This is a genomic window from Pseudomonas sp. BLCC-B112, from assembly GCF_028550695.1.
In the GTDB taxonomy this organism is placed as follows: Bacteria; Pseudomonadota; Gammaproteobacteria; order Pseudomonadales; family Pseudomonadaceae; genus Aquipseudomonas; species Aquipseudomonas danubii.
On sequence record NZ_JAQQGK010000004.1, the window covers coordinates 226,561 to 239,940 of the forward strand.

Below are 13,380 nucleotides of genomic sequence, written 5' to 3' on the forward strand. Positions count from 1 at the left end.
CGCTAGGTAGTGAGCAAACCTTCCACATCAGTCAGCGAAGGAGCATGGGCTCCGGCATGGCGGCAGGATATGGATGCGCAAGCCGCTGAAAATCGCAGGCGCTCTCTCAAGCCTGCGATCCCCAACAACTCTGCAGCCAGCCAACCGGCCATACAAGCGTCCCCTGCTCCAACCGTGTCTTGCACGTTCACGGCAATAGCCAGCTGATCGAGTTGGCTGTCCGGGGTGTGGAGAGTCATCCCGTGTTCCCCACGGGTCAACAATATCTGCGCCTGAGGATTAAGCGCGCGAAGCTCATGCATTGCCTGCTGTTCGCTCAGCCCTGGATAAATGTGCCGCAGGTCTTCGTCGGACAGCTTAATCATGTCAGCAAGGCTGGTCATGGTCGGGAAGGTCTGCTCCCGATAATGGCTACCCATTAAATTGCGCCAGTTCGGATCATAGCTAACCCGTTTACCGGCTTCTTTGGCCTGCTGAGCAATGTTAACCAGCGTATCTGCGAGTGGCTGTCGAGCTAAACTGATGCAGCTGAAATGACACAGCTCTGCTTGCTTGAGCCATCCTTCGGGCATCAGGTCCGGATCAAAAAACAGATCGGCCTCTCCAGCAAAAAAGTACCTTGGAGGACGGCTCGATGGAACGATGGCGACCAGAGGATCTCGATCGACTCGTTGGATAAAACGCATATCCAATCCTGCCGCTTCCGACTGCAAAACGATCTCGTCACCCAATGAATCTAAGCTCACCGACCCAGCAAAGGCGCTGCTGACACCCAAGCGACTTAAGGCTCGTGCAACGTTCCAGGGTGCACCACCGGGGTAACCCTTCCACTGTCCAGGCGTGCCTTGGACAAGGTCGATCAGGGCTTCGCCAAATATGACCGCGCGAGGCAATACCATCTCATTTCCTCAATTTTTTGTTACCGGGATAACTGCTGGCTGATCAGTTCCGACCGGTAGTTTCTTACTCAATGCAACAACAGCCGGCAGACGCGCTGAAGGCGTGTTTGCCGGCGCGTTCAACTATTAAAACCAGGTTTCCATTTGTATACCGTATTGCCATACACCTCCGGCGTTGAAGTCCGTCTTGCCGAAGGAGTCTGAGGTACTGTACTTGTCCAGATCCGAAGACCAATTCATGTAGCTTGCGAACACTCGCATTTCCGGACGTGTGAGAAGGTCTCCAACGTCAAGTTTGAATGTCGGGGCGACGGTGAACTTCCAGAAGTTACCGTCGACCGCATTACGTTGTAGATAGCCCTTGGGGTCGAGGTCCATGGTTTGCCAGCTCAGTTCGTAGGCCATCTCGAAGTTGCTGTTGATTGTGTTCGCCAAGCGCATGTTCAAGGTCAGCCAGCGGTAGTCGTCACCCTTGACGTATCTATCCTTGCTCTGCTCGGCCAGCAAGCTGGGTCCGATGCGCCAGTCAGGCGCAATTGGAGTCTCGCCGTAAAGAGCAAGACGCAGAGCCCGGGCCTCGTCAATCAGTTCACCATCCGAACCAAGGTTCTTGACCTCTGCCCCCAGACCTTGCCCATAGAGCAGTGCCGTTTTGAAGAAGCCTTCTCTGCCGAAAAAGTTTTTCTGGTGATTGGCCAGCATGCTGTGCAAGCCGGAATCCGCAGGCGTCAAACCCGCTTTATTGGTGCGGGTACCGAAATCGTTTTTCTTTGCGCCGATGCCATTGAACATCCACTGCCACTGGCCCTCCTCGAAGAACTGGTTGGAGGTCAGGATGTAACTCGCCACATCGGCATTAAGCCCTCCTTGACTGAAATCCCCGTAGCTACGCCCGATCAAGGAGTAATTCGAGCGCCAATCCTTGTTCATCTGCACGTCGTAGATTCCACCGCCGGTACCGGCCAGGTAGACGACGTCCGAGTCCATCCAGTGGATATCGAAGTTATCCCGGTCAAATCGCTTGCCTGCCCACAGGGTGGCGTTCTCGAACACGGGATTGCCCTTGAACGCAGCGATATGGTCGAGCGTTGTGAACACCTGGCGCACGTTCAGTTTGCTTTCGTCGGCGGTCCAGTCATTGGAGCTTTCCACTCCGTCGGCGATGGAGACCGTGAATTTGGAACGGGTGCCATTCTGCGCATAGATTTCTTTCGACAGGTCTATGCGCATGTAGGTGTCGTCTTCGTTACCGAGCCGCCCGACCGCTCCCCCCACCGATCCGGCCGGAGTTGTATAAGGGCCGCCGCGACCACCACCAAGCCCCTCGTCGATCAGCAATCCGGAACGGGCGTAGCCGTTGAAGCTGAATCCATCAGTGAGGTTTGAAGTGCTGGCCTGCTTTTCCATGCTTTCCTGGCGGGCTTCGAGTTTTGCCAGTCGGGTGTCCACAACGGGATTCGTGGCCTGGGATGCAGTGGATGCTGCAGGCTGCAAAGCGGAGGTGGCGAGCTTGATCTGTTGCAATTCTCTGGCAAGTGCCTGGGTTTGCTGTTCGGCTGCGGCTGCGCGCTTTTCCGCTGCACTGGCGCGGGCCTCGAACGCGGCCATGCGCTCTTCCAGAGTCGCGGCCTGAGAGGTCGCCGCCGAGCTGCTGAGCACGCCTGCAAGTAGCCATCTTGATGCTTTCTGCATGTGGATTTCCCTGTTTTATTTTTATTGTTTTGTTCCAGCGACAGAGCGCTTTTTTCGCGAGTGGTGAGGGTCCAATTCGACAAAAAAGATGCCTTATCGAAAATGTGCTGTTACATTTGCCGTGTTAACGTTAACTTCTCTAAAAACAAAAATAAAGAGGCCTTCATGAAACAGCTCAAATCTCTCCTTCCAGCAGTGCTGCTCACCCTCAGTGCCGGACTTCCGTCGGTCTCCACCGCCGCTGATTTGACGATCTCGTGCGGTGCGGTAGGTGCAGAGTTACAACTCTGCAAGGAGGCAGTCGACGCGTGGTCGAAGCAGACCGGCAACCACGTCGAGGTGGTTTCCACGCCTAACTCGGCGACCGAAAGGCTGTCGTTCTACCAACAGATCCTCAGTGCGCAGTCCACCGACATCGACATCATTCAAATCGATATGGTGTGGCCGGGGATGCTGGCCAAACATCTGATGGATCTGCGCGAGGGGCTCCCAGCCGACGCGACCCAAGGCTACTTCCAGGCCCAGATTGATAACGCCACGGTAAACGGACGGCTGGTGACCATGCCGTGGTTCACCGACTCGGGCCTGCTGTATTACCGCAAGGACTTGCTCGAGAAGTACAACAAGCAGGTGCCCCAGACGTGGGAGGAAATGACCGCTACCGCCAGAGATGTGCAACAGGCCGAGCGCAACGCCGGCAACCCCAATGTGTGGGGCTACATATTTCAGGGGCGCGCCTACGAAGGGCTGACGTGCAATGCGCTGGAGTGGATCAGCAGCCAACCGGGAGGCGGACTGGTCAATCCACGAGGAGACATCATCGTTAACACCCAGGCCTCAAGAGCTGCCTTGACCCTGGCCAAAAGCTGGGTAGGAGACATCTCCCCGCGTGGCGTGCTCAATTACACCGAGGAAGAAGGACGTGGCGTATTCCAGTCGGGAAATGCGCTGTTCATGCGTAACTGGCCTTATGTCTGGGCCCTGGTGCAAAGCCAGGACAGTGCCGTAAAAGACAAGGTTGGGGTCGCTCCCCTGCCCCGAGGCGGCGAGACCGGCAACCATGCATCCACCCTCGGCGGGTGGGGCCTGGCGGTATCGCGCTACAGCACCCAGCCCAAACTGGCCGCAGAGCTGGTGAGCTACCTGACCAGCGCCCAACAGCAAAAACGCCGTGCCCTGATAGGCGCCTATAACCCGGTGATCGAGTCGCTGTATCAGGATCCCGAACTGCTCGCGGCCATGCCTTACTACGCTCAGCTCCACAGCATCCTCAACGACGGGGTCATGCGCCCCGCCTCAATAACCGCCGATCGCTATCCACGGGTCTCCAATGCGTTCTTCGATCGCGTGCATGGCGTGCTGGCGGGCGAATTGCCTGTCGATCAGGCACTGGCCGAACTGGAAAGCGAACTCACACGCATCAAACGTCGGAACTGGTAAGCCACAGGGAAGGAAATCACCATGTCTGTCTCTACTACCCACGTCTCCAGTGACGCGCTCCTGCTCACCCGGGAGACGCCCCTACAGCGTCGCCGAGTACGCGCCGCATGGCTGTTTTTGACACCAATGCTGCTGTGTCTGGCCCTGGTGGCGGCCTGGCCGCTGTTGCGCACATTCTGGTTCAGCCTGACCGACGCCAACCTGGCGGACACCGCTGGCGGCACCTTTGTCGGCTTGAGCAATTATCTGTTCCACGACGGTTCCAACTGGTCGGGCATCCTGGTCGATCCACAGTGGTGGAACGCTGTGCGCAACACGTTGTATTTCACCCTGGTGTCGGTGGGACTGGAAGTCGTCCTGGGGCTGCTGGTGGCGTTGCTGCTGAACATCCAGTTCACAGGCCGTTCCCTGGTGCGTGCGCTGATCCTGATTCCGTGGGCGATTCCTACCATTGTCTCAGCCAAGATCTGGTCATGGATGCTCAATGACCAGTTCGGCATCATCAATCACCTGATGCTGAGCCTCGGGCTGATAGACGCTCCTCTGGCCTGGACCGCAGATGCGGATCTGTCGATGTGGGCAGTGATCATCGTCGACGTCTGGAAGACCTTGCCTTTTGTCACGCTGCTGATGCTGGCGGCCTTGCAGATGTTGCCGAGCGATTGCTACGAAGCCGCCAGGGTCGATGGGATTCATCCGCTGAAAGTGTTCTGGCGCGTCACGCTTCCACTGTTGATGCCGGCACTGTTGGTGGCCGCGATTTTCCGCATCCTCGACTCCCTGCGGGTATTCGATGTCATCTATGTGCTGACCTCAAATTCGTCCAGCACCATGAGCATGTCGGTCTATGCCCGCCAACACCTGGTGGAGTTCCAGGATGTTGGCTATGGCAGCGCGGCTTCGACTCTGCTGTTTCTGGTCGTTGCGCTAATCGCCACGCTTTACCTGTACCTCGGACGCCGTCAGATGGAGGTTCGAGCATGAGCCCGCGCCTCCTCAAAAAAGCGCTGTTGCGCTGCGGATTCTGGTGCCTGATCGGGGTGCTGTTGCTGTATGCGGTCTTCCCTTTCTATTACGCCATCGTGACCTCACTCAAGCCGTCCAGTGCCTTGTTCGCAGTCAGCTACTGGATCGACAGTCCCGACTTCTCCCACTACGCGGCGGTACTTCACCAAGCCTCATTCCTGCGGGCGATCGGTAACTCGCTGATGGTCGCACTGTGTGTGGTGGCCCTGGCGCTGTTCCTCAGTGTGACGGCCGCCTATGCCTTGGGAAGGGTGAAGTTCCGTGGGCGTGGCACGGTATTGATGATGGTTCTCGGCGTGTCGATGTTTCCCCAGGTCGCTGTACTGTCGGGGCTGTTCGAAGTGATCCGCGCCCTGGGTCTGTACAACACCTCTTGGGCGTTGATCCTGAGCTACACCATTTTCACCCTGCCCTTCACTGTCTGGGTGCTGACCACGTTCATGGGGCAACTCCCTCACGAACTGGAGGAAGCGGCAATCATGGATGGCGCTTCGCCCTGGGTCGCGCTGACTCGTGTGCTGCTGCCGCTGCTCTGGCCGGCACTGGTCACCACTGGCTTATTGGCCTTTATCGCCGCGTGGAACGAGTTCCTGTTTGCCCTGACCTTCACCCTCACAGACACCCAGCGCACGGTGCCGGTCGCCATCGCCCTGATTTCCGGCGGGAGTCCCCACGAGCTGCCTTGGGGACTGTTGATGGCCGCATCCGTGCTGGTCACCGTGCCCCTGGTGATTCTGGTGCTGATCTTCCAGCGCCGAATTGTTTCCGGTCTCACGGCCGGCGCGTTAAAGGGTTGATGCCCAACAACTACAAGGAACAGCATCGTGATCAAACTGAAGCTAGACAACGTGAACAAACAATTGGGCGGCGTGCGGATTCTTCGTGATGTCAGCCTGGAGATCGCTGCGGGCGAATTCGTGGTCTTCGTCGGCCCTTCGGGCTGTGGAAAGTCGACCCTGCTGCGACTGGTCGCAGGACTGGATTCGATCTGCGCCGGCGACCTGCTGATCGATGGGCGACGGGTCAACGACCTGGAGCCGCGCGAGCGTGGCGTCGGCATGGTATTTCAGTCCTATGCGCTGTACCCGCACATGAGCGTCTACGACAACATCAGTTTTGGTCTCAAACTGGCCAAGACTGAAAAGAGCAGCTTGCGCGAGCGGGTGCTGAAAACCGCGCACATCCTGCAATTGGACAAACTGTTGCAACGCAAGCCCAAAGAACTGTCTGGAGGGCAACGTCAGCGTGTGGCCATGGGCAGAGCCATGGCGCGGGAACCGGACATCTTGTTGTTCGATGAGCCGCTTTCCAACCTGGATGCGTCCTTGCGGGTGCAGATGCGCAACGAGATCGCCCGCCTGCATGCTCGACTGGGCTCGACCATCATCTACGTTACCCACGATCAGGTGGAAGCCATGACCCTGGCCGACAAAATTGTCGTGCTCAATGGCGGTCGCGTAGAGCAGGTCGGTTCACCGCGCGAACTCTATGAACGTCCGGCCAGTCGCTTCGTCGCCGGCTTTCTCGGCTCGCCCAGAATGAACTTTCTGGCGGCGCACCTGCATACACCTGGCCAAATCAGCCTGGTCGACACCCCCGTTTGGGGCATGAGCTCCCTGCCCTTCGACAGCTCGAACCTGGCGGCAGACACGCCGCTGAGCCTGGGGATTCGCCCGGAGCACATTTCGCTCAAAGCGGCTGAGGGAGCCGCCGGCATGGTCGTGACCGGGGTCGAATACCTGGGCAGCGAAACCTATGTGCACCTCGAAACAGGTCAGGACGAGCCCCTGGTCTGCCGTTGTGAGGTGAGCGCCGGATGGCAGGCGGGTGATCGGGTCGAACTGCAGCTGGAAGTCGACAACCTGCATCTGTTCGCCGCCGACGGCACGGCCTTGAGGCGCCACCCACAAGCCGTTGAAAACCTGCCGCATGCGGTGCCGGTAGTAGATCATGAGAGTGCCGGGCTCCTCGCGAAACACCGGCACTCAGTGACGTGATGTAACCCTGCCTGGAGAAAGCATCCCGTCGGCCTGCAATGTAGCACGCAGGCGTTGCCGGCCTGATGTGCGACAACCTGCCATAGGGCGACGGTCACCTCCAGACGGATCGCCCAACCGAGCACTCGCCGCCGGCACCTGCGGCAGGCTGTCGCAGTGGGTGCGTAAGAACCCCCTCCCTACACTGCCTCGATCGCGCACCTGCACGACAACCTGATGATAAGAACACGATGAGGACCATCATGAAGACCCTATTGGCTGCCGCCTGTTTACTCGCATTCACCAGTGCTCACGCCGCCCAGGACCCACAGGCAGTGTTCAACCGCGCCTGCACCGCCTGCCACAGCGGGCAGTTGCCCATGGCGCCGAAAAAAGGCGATCAGGAAGCCTGGAAGCCGCGCCTGGCTCAAGGCACTGACGTATTGGTCAAGCACGTGACCGAAGGCTTCAATGCCATGCCGCCCCGTGGCTTGTGCATGGATTGCAGCGCCGAGGATTACCAAGCGGTGATCAGTTGGATGTCGAAGTAAGGCGCCGCGCGCCCGGCCCTGTTCTGCGCTTGCAGCGCAGCCCGGGCTGGCGCTTCCGAGTCGCTTGACCGAGCGCTGGCCGCAAAAATCGGCCAGCGCTGCATCCGTTTGCCGATGCGCACCGTACATTCAGCACCCTCATCAGGAGGGCCGAATAATCGAGGAGCTGCATCATGCAAACCTTTAGCAAACGCCTGGCCGCTGTCTGCTTCGCCGTATTCTCCGTCGCTGCCCCCCTCAGCGCTTTCGCCGCCGATACGGTGATGGTCGGTGGCGCTGCGATGTACCCCAGCAAAACCATCGTGGAGAATGCGGTCAACTCCAAGGACCACACCACCCTGGTCACGGCGGTCAAGGCCGCGGGGCTGGTGGACACCCTCAACAGCAAAGGCCCGTTCACCGTGTTTGCGCCCACCAACGAGGCGTTCGCCAAGCTGCCGGCCGGCACGGTCGAGACCCTGGTCAAGCCTGAGCACAAGGCCGACCTGACGAAGATCTTGACCTACCATGTGGTGCCCGGAACCCAAACCGCCGGGCAACTGATGGCCGAGGCCAAGCAAAATGGCGGACAGGTCACGCTCAAGACCGTCCAGGGCGAAGCGCTGACCGTCAAACCCTATGAAGGCAAGCTCTGGGTCATCGATGCCAAAGGCGCCAAGGCCGCGATCAGCATCGCCGATGTCATGCAGTCCAATGGGGTGATTCACGTGGTCGATACCGTTCTGATGCCCAAGTGACATGGCGATCCCGGCAGGTACAACGCCTGCCGGGAACCTGGCCGCCGTCGTCCAAGTATCCTGTACGACTACTGCTACGCTTTGGGCTCCCCCACAAGGAGACTCAGCCATGCCAACGGCCCCTCAACTGCCGGAAGTTCTGGAAAAACTCCACGAAAACCAGCTCGCGCTAACCGACGCCCTTGAGTCGATAGGCCTATGGATAGATCAGAGGGGCTCCACTAGCGTCTCCAGCCAAGTTCTTGGGGCCATCGCCACACTCGACCTGAATGCCGAGGCGATCAGAAAAGGAATCGCCGCATTGAAGACATCGTGATCCCGCTTACTCCAACTCGACATCAGCCGTTCCGCCTGACGAAAGGATTCCCCGGGTGCTGATCGACATTGAAGAAACAGACAAAGCCTGCGCCTGTTTTGTAGTCATTGATACTTGGCGCATCCGATTTTGTAGTTATGCGCAAGCTGAAGCGTTCGTAGAACGACTCAAGGAACGCATCAATGCGCTCCACCTTTTACCCGTGAGCATTAACAGGCCCTTGAAAGAGCTCTCTGAGGGCTGAACTTCTCCTGCCACATCAACTGCATCATCATTTTGTAATAATTCACCTGCAATACTCTGCATACAAAGCGAGCTCTTTTTCTGCTGCCACCTAAGGCAGCTTTTTTTTGCTCGCTTGCTTTGGGAGCAGCTTTGCCAGACTGGCCAATTGGACCTCAGCTTTTTGCAGTGCCGTAGCGGCAGCAGACAACCAGACCTGCTGCAGAGGCCCCAGGTCTGTCTCAACCAGGGCTTTTTGACACCACTGGTAATGGTCATGCCAGGAGCCCAATGCCGACTGCAATGCCTTAAGCGCCCTAGTCGCCCTTTTTGATAGTGGAGACAGTTCGGGGAACGCCTCCGTCAGATAACGGGTCCGTTTGACCAGTATCCTCAGTGCATGGCGATCATATTGCGGGTCGTCCACGGCAGCATGTAATCGATCGATCTGCTTGCGCAGCGCCTTCCTGATCTGCACCTCAATATCTTTCAAGCCGCCATTGAGCTCAATCAAGCGAAAACTGGATGGCCATTCATCCAGTTGAACCAACAGGTTCTTGATGGACGTCCCCTTGAGAATGCTCTCGTAGCTTGAACCCAATCGAGACGCCCTGATGTGCGCCTGCCTAGAAAACCCCCTCTCCTGAAGCTCCAGGATCATCACTTCCAAATCCCGGGCCGGTGTCGTTTCCCTGCCGACCTCGGCTGCCGCACCGTTTAAAGTGGCAACTCCCTGCAGTGAGCGAAATGGTTTGAGCAGGCTTCTAATCCGCCTCACGGCTATTCGCAGGTCGTGCAATGCCTCATTGTCTGTGCGCAATTCCAAGCGTGCGTGCGCGTGATACAGAGCGACCTGAAGAGTCAAAATTTCGGCTACAAACTTGTCTACAAATGACATTGGAAAGAACCTCATCGAGAGATTGCCGGACTTGCTTAGTTGGCGACCTGAAGCGTCTCCCTCACATGAAAACGACAAGGGACAGGTCGAGTGCATCGAGCGCTAACCTTAGCCTACAGTTTGATTTCATTTTCATGTCAGCCAGGGATTCGTCTCTTCGGCCCCAGTTCCCGGCCACATGAAGCCTTGACCTCAAAGCACATGGACTTCAGGAGCAATCCGATACTCGGCCCACTCACCGAGCAACTGAGACTTCAGTATCTCGAAGCGATTCACCATCAGGTCACCTCTGCTCCAGACGCTTGAAAGCCAGGTTTCGAGGGTAGGCAGCAAGGTATTTTTCCGCGCTTGAGTAGATAACCGACGGTCGTTACCAAACTGTCATTTTTATGTCATAAAAACCTCGTAATTTTCCCTCGCCAACAAGCCACAGGTGACTTATGAGCGCAGCGTGCCGAGGAAAAGTTCGACTTACCTACTCAAGAGAAAAGAAAAACGCGACACAACGGAAGCGCCAGATTCCGCAGTTGCAAACCGCTGAGTACAGGGCCGTGCTCTTAAAGCGATACCCAGTCGGATTGATCGAGGATGTTGAGCTGGAAGCACTTCTGAAAGACTGGTGGCCAACGGTCACCTTGCACACCAATCGGCTACATGCCTGATAGCGACTTCAGGCTGACTGGGTGAGCAAGGGTAAAAGCTTCCTGCTCCCGATAAGTCAAGCGCGCCTGCCCCTCCCTTCCAGGAAAGCAACCCACCGCCCCTCGAAAAATGTGCTTGATAGCAGCCCTCTGCAACAGAGGGCTGCTTATCGTGCCGGTCACCCTCACAAGCCGTTCGCGTTCCCCTCAAGGAATCGGCAACCAGCGCCGGAAACCCGAGCCCCCCTTGCCGCTTAACGGGCACCAGGCAAAGTCCCAAGGCACCGGCGGATATTCTTCCGGCTCGCCATTGACCGCTGGCACCGAACGCGACGCCACCTTCCAGTCAAACACCCAGTCCGGTGACTCGCGCCAGGCCAGCACCAGGCCGCGTGCCTGACTGTCGTCGGTGTTGATCCAGCGCGCAGCCGCTGCGCTCATGAATGCCTCTATGTGTTCCTCGTTGATCCGCGCTTGGTAGCGTGAACCCAGCAGCCAGCGGCACACGCTCAGGTAATAGGTCCAGTTCAGCGGCGGATGATTGCGATAGGCCCAGGTCATGAACCCGCGGAAGATATTCAAGCCATCCGGAGGATCAAGCTTGAGCAGCCCCGGACAGACATCGAACAGGGTGTGCCAGTACGGCAGCAGGCGCGCATCCAGGTGCACGAAGCTGCGAGCATTGCTCGGGTAATCGGGAAACGGCAGCAGAAAGTCGCCGTGGTTGTTTACCCGTGTGCTTTTACTCACCAGACGGGAGGCGCCAGAAGGGATTGCTAGTGCGCGCATGTCAGCCTCCAGCGGCGCTTGCCCGCTTTGCGGGCTACGGGCAGCAGACGCTGTTGCCAACCTTGAATGATTCGAGGCATCTCGTGCTCCTTTCCATCTCAGCCATAACCATGCACACGTCCTCGGCCCATTGACCGGGGGACGTGCGAATAACAAAGGTCATGCGCAAGTGTGGGGAGAAGCCCTGGGGTTGGCCGATGGCCAGGAATAGCGCGGGGGCGCTTTGCAGCGCGGTTCAAGCGCCCGGCGCCTGAGCTGGCCGATACGCAGCAGCCAGCTCAGGCAAAACAGCAGGACCAGACTGAGCGCGGCTCCCGAACAGACCGGGCAGGAAAAACTGCCGGCCCAGGTACTGGCGCTCTGATCGCTGAAGTCGGATGTCTGCACTGGGGCCTTGCTGCCCAGGGAGGAGCAGAACTGCCCGCCTACGCCGTTGAGGGCAAAGCCCATCATCTGGCCGTGCCCCAAACCGCAGGCGAACACATTGAACAGGACACAAAAATACAGGGTCCAGGCAATGAGCGAACGGTCGGGGCGGGACAATTTCATGGCGGCGACTTTAACACCGAACAACACAACGGATGAAGCAGGGCCTCAATGGCGTGAGCGCCCTCCCGGCAAATATTTACTGAAACTTTATAGCGCTCCAGGCACAGATATCCGATGCTGCGCGGTTATCACTCAGCAGGCTGGTTTTTATGTCAATCGCGGCAATGCGGCTTATCGGTTTCATCTTGGGTATTTTTCTGATCACCCTGGCCATCAGCATGGCTATTCCGATGATCACGTTACTGATCCATGACCGCAACGATGAGCTGTCCGCGTTCCTCTGGTCCAGCATGATTACCTTTGTCACGGGCCTGTTGCTGGTTATGCAGCGCAGCCGCGAAGGCACTCAACTGCGGCCCCGCGACATGTACCTGCTGACCACGGGCAGTTGGCTGGTTGTGTGTATCTTTGCCGCATTGCCCATGGTGTTCATTCACCACATCAGCTACACCGATGCCTTCTTCGAAACGATGTCGGGTATCACGACCACAGGCTCGACCGTCCTTACCGGGCTGGACTCGGCCTCGCCTGGTCTGCTGATCTGGCGCTCCATGCTGCACTGGCTGGGCGGTATCGGTTTCATCGGCATGGCAGTGGCGGTGCTGCCATTGCTACGGGTCGGGGGCATGCGCTTGTTCCAGACCGAATCCTCGGACTGGTCGGAAAAGGTTGCGCCTCGCTCCCACGTCGCAGCCAAGTCGATCCTGCTGGTCTATCTGGGGCTCACCGGCTTGGCAACCCTGGCGCTGTGGATTGCCGGGATGACGCCTTTCGAAGCGGTCAATCACGCCATGTCACTGATTTCAACTGGAGGTTTTTCGACTTCCGATGCTTCGCTCGGACATTGGACTCAACCGGCCATACACTGGATCGCGGTGGTCATCATGATCCTCGGCAGCCTGCCCTTCACGCTCTATGTGGCGACGTTGCGGGGCAATCGGCGTGCACTGTTGAAGGATCATCAGGTCCGTGGCTTCCTGGGTTTCCTCATCGTCATCTCCCTGGCGGTGGGAACCTGGCTGTCCTGGCACAGCGATTACCGATGGTGGGATGCACTGCGGATTGTAGCGATCAATGTGACGTCAGTGGTCACCACCACCGGCGTTGCCGTGGGTGACTACACCTCGTGGGGTAGTTTTGCAGTGTTGCTGTTCTTTTACCTGACCTTTGTCGGCGGCTGCTCGGGCTCCACGGCTGGCGGTTTGAAGATATTCCGTTTCCAGGTCGCTGCAAGTCTGCTGATCAGCAGTCTGAAGCAGTTGATTCACCCACGGGCGGTGATTCAGAAAAAGTACAACGGCCATCCCATCGACGAGGATATTGTGCGCTCGCTGCTGACGTTCTCGTTCTTCTTCACCATCACCATCGCACTACTGGCCCTGGGGCTTGGCCTGATCGGCCTGGACTGGACGACGGCACTGAGCGGCGCTGCAACCGCAGTGTGCAACGTCGGCCCCGGGTTGGGCAGCATCATCGGGCCTGCCGGCAACTTCTCATCGCTGCCTGATGCGGCGAAATGGCTGCTGACCATCGGCATGCTTCTGGGGCGCCTGGAAATCCTGACGGTGCTGGTGCTGATTACTCCGGTTTTCTGGCGCTATTGAATGCTGCGGTTCCTGGCGTCCTGGCGAAGCTGACGCAGGT

General features: G+C 58.0%; 14 protein-coding genes. 9 read left to right on the plus strand and 5 right to left on the minus strand.

Annotated features, from left to right (window positions below):
- Positions 1-2 precede the first annotated feature (2 nt).
- Positions 3-899, minus strand: coding sequence for a carbohydrate kinase family protein (locus PQT43_RS12425; RefSeq protein WP_267268188.1), 897 nt, complete (start codon positions 897-899; stop codon positions 3-5).
- A gap of 126 nt (positions 900-1,025) precedes the next feature.
- Positions 1,026-2,591 (minus strand): carbohydrate porin, encoded by a 1,566-nt coding sequence (locus PQT43_RS12430; protein ID WP_102879346.1) that lies wholly within the window; start codon positions 2,589-2,591, stop codon positions 1,026-1,028.
- Positions 2,592-2,756: 165 nt separating this feature from the next.
- Between PQT43_RS12430 and PQT43_RS12435 the strand changes: the two genes are divergently transcribed.
- The 8 genes from PQT43_RS12435 (at position 2,757) to PQT43_RS12470 (ending at position 8,881) form a co-directional block, all read left to right on the plus strand.
- Positions 2,757-4,031 (plus strand): ABC transporter substrate-binding protein, encoded by a 1,275-nt coding sequence (locus tag PQT43_RS12435; protein WP_170003472.1) that lies wholly within the window; start codon positions 2,757-2,759, stop codon positions 4,029-4,031.
- Positions 4,032-4,052: 21 nt separating this feature from the next.
- Complete coding sequence (locus tag PQT43_RS12440) at positions 4,053-5,015, plus strand: carbohydrate ABC transporter permease (protein ID WP_267268186.1); 963 nt, start codon at positions 4,053-4,055, stop codon at positions 5,013-5,015.
- Positions 5,012-5,854 (plus strand): carbohydrate ABC transporter permease, encoded by an 843-nt coding sequence (locus tag PQT43_RS12445; protein ID WP_110595686.1) that lies wholly within the window; start codon positions 5,012-5,014, stop codon positions 5,852-5,854. The genes PQT43_RS12440 and PQT43_RS12445 overlap by 4 nt, the downstream gene beginning before the upstream one ends.
- A 27-nt stretch (positions 5,855-5,881) precedes the next feature.
- On the plus strand, positions 5,882-7,054 hold the full coding sequence (locus PQT43_RS12450) for an ABC transporter ATP-binding protein (protein WP_272754005.1): 1,173 nt from the start codon (positions 5,882-5,884) through the stop codon (positions 7,052-7,054).
- Between the two features lie 239 nt (positions 7,055-7,293).
- The gene (locus tag PQT43_RS12455) at positions 7,294-7,584 is read left to right on the plus strand and encodes a c-type cytochrome (RefSeq protein WP_373634190.1); all 291 of its coding nucleotides are present in this window, start codon (positions 7,294-7,296) and stop codon (positions 7,582-7,584) included.
- 173 nt (positions 7,585-7,757) lie between these two features.
- Entirely contained in the window at positions 7,758-8,321 is a 564-nt protein-coding gene (locus tag PQT43_RS12460; RefSeq protein ID WP_221812255.1) for a fasciclin domain-containing protein, read from the plus strand.
- 109 nt (positions 8,322-8,430) lie between these two features.
- Complete coding sequence (locus PQT43_RS12465; RefSeq protein WP_253084790.1) at positions 8,431-8,637, plus strand: hypothetical protein; 207 nt, start codon at positions 8,431-8,433, stop codon at positions 8,635-8,637.
- Positions 8,638-8,692: 55 nt separating this feature from the next.
- On the plus strand, positions 8,693-8,881 hold the full coding sequence (locus PQT43_RS12470) for a hypothetical protein (RefSeq protein ID WP_272754006.1): 189 nt from the start codon (positions 8,693-8,695) through the stop codon (positions 8,879-8,881).
- A gap of 90 nt (positions 8,882-8,971) precedes the next feature.
- Here PQT43_RS12470 and PQT43_RS12475 read toward each other — a convergent pair whose 3' ends face one another.
- From PQT43_RS12475 to PQT43_RS12485, 3 genes are all read right to left on the minus strand, one after another.
- The gene (locus PQT43_RS12475) at positions 8,972-9,757 is read right to left on the minus strand and encodes a CHAD domain-containing protein (RefSeq protein WP_272754007.1); all 786 of its coding nucleotides are present in this window, start codon (positions 9,755-9,757) and stop codon (positions 8,972-8,974) included.
- 848 nt (positions 9,758-10,605) lie between these two features.
- Positions 10,606-11,187, minus strand: a complete 582-nt coding sequence (locus PQT43_RS12480; protein ID WP_102879361.1) for a putative natural product biosynthesis protein — start codon at positions 11,185-11,187, stop codon at positions 10,606-10,608.
- A 159-nt stretch (positions 11,188-11,346) separates the two neighbouring features.
- Positions 11,347-11,736, minus strand: a complete 390-nt coding sequence (locus PQT43_RS12485; protein ID WP_110651824.1) for a DUF2946 domain-containing protein — start codon at positions 11,734-11,736, stop codon at positions 11,347-11,349.
- A 149-nt stretch (positions 11,737-11,885) separates the two neighbouring features.
- Here PQT43_RS12485 and PQT43_RS12490 point away from each other — a divergent pair, with 149 nt between their 5' ends.
- Positions 11,886-13,340, plus strand: a complete 1,455-nt coding sequence (locus PQT43_RS12490; protein WP_253084794.1) for a TrkH family potassium uptake protein — start codon at positions 11,886-11,888, stop codon at positions 13,338-13,340.
- The last annotated feature ends 40 nt before the right edge of the window (positions 13,341-13,380 follow it).

Excerpts from the sequence above, each read along its gene's own strand:
- PQT43_RS12440 (WP_267268186.1), top strand. The coding sequence starts at position 4,053 with ATGTCTGTCTCTACTACCCACGTCTCCAGTGACGCGCTCCTGCTCACC.
- PQT43_RS12475 (WP_272754007.1), bottom strand. The coding sequence starts at position 9,757 with ATGTCATTTGTAGACAAGTTTGTAGCCGAAATTTTGACTCTTCAGGTC.
- PQT43_RS12485 (WP_110651824.1), bottom strand. The coding sequence starts at position 11,736 with ATGAAATTGTCCCGCCCCGACCGTTCGCTCATTGCCTGGACCCTGTAT.
- PQT43_RS12445 (WP_110595686.1), top strand. The coding sequence starts at position 5,012 with ATGAGCCCGCGCCTCCTCAAAAAAGCGCTGTTGCGCTGCGGATTCTGG.
- PQT43_RS12465 (WP_253084790.1), top strand. The coding sequence starts at position 8,431 with ATGCCAACGGCCCCTCAACTGCCGGAAGTTCTGGAAAAACTCCACGAA.
- PQT43_RS12425 (WP_267268188.1), bottom strand. The coding sequence starts at position 899 with ATGGTATTGCCTCGCGCGGTCATATTTGGCGAAGCCCTGATCGACCTT.
- PQT43_RS12460 (WP_221812255.1), top strand. The coding sequence starts at position 7,758 with ATGCAAACCTTTAGCAAACGCCTGGCCGCTGTCTGCTTCGCCGTATTC.
- PQT43_RS12480 (WP_102879361.1), bottom strand. The coding sequence starts at position 11,187 with ATGCGCGCACTAGCAATCCCTTCTGGCGCCTCCCGTCTGGTGAGTAAA.
- PQT43_RS12430 (WP_102879346.1), bottom strand. The coding sequence starts at position 2,591 with ATGCAGAAAGCATCAAGATGGCTACTTGCAGGCGTGCTCAGCAGCTCG.
- PQT43_RS12490 (WP_253084794.1), top strand. The coding sequence starts at position 11,886 with ATGTCAATCGCGGCAATGCGGCTTATCGGTTTCATCTTGGGTATTTTT.
- PQT43_RS12435 (WP_170003472.1), top strand. The coding sequence starts at position 2,757 with ATGAAACAGCTCAAATCTCTCCTTCCAGCAGTGCTGCTCACCCTCAGT.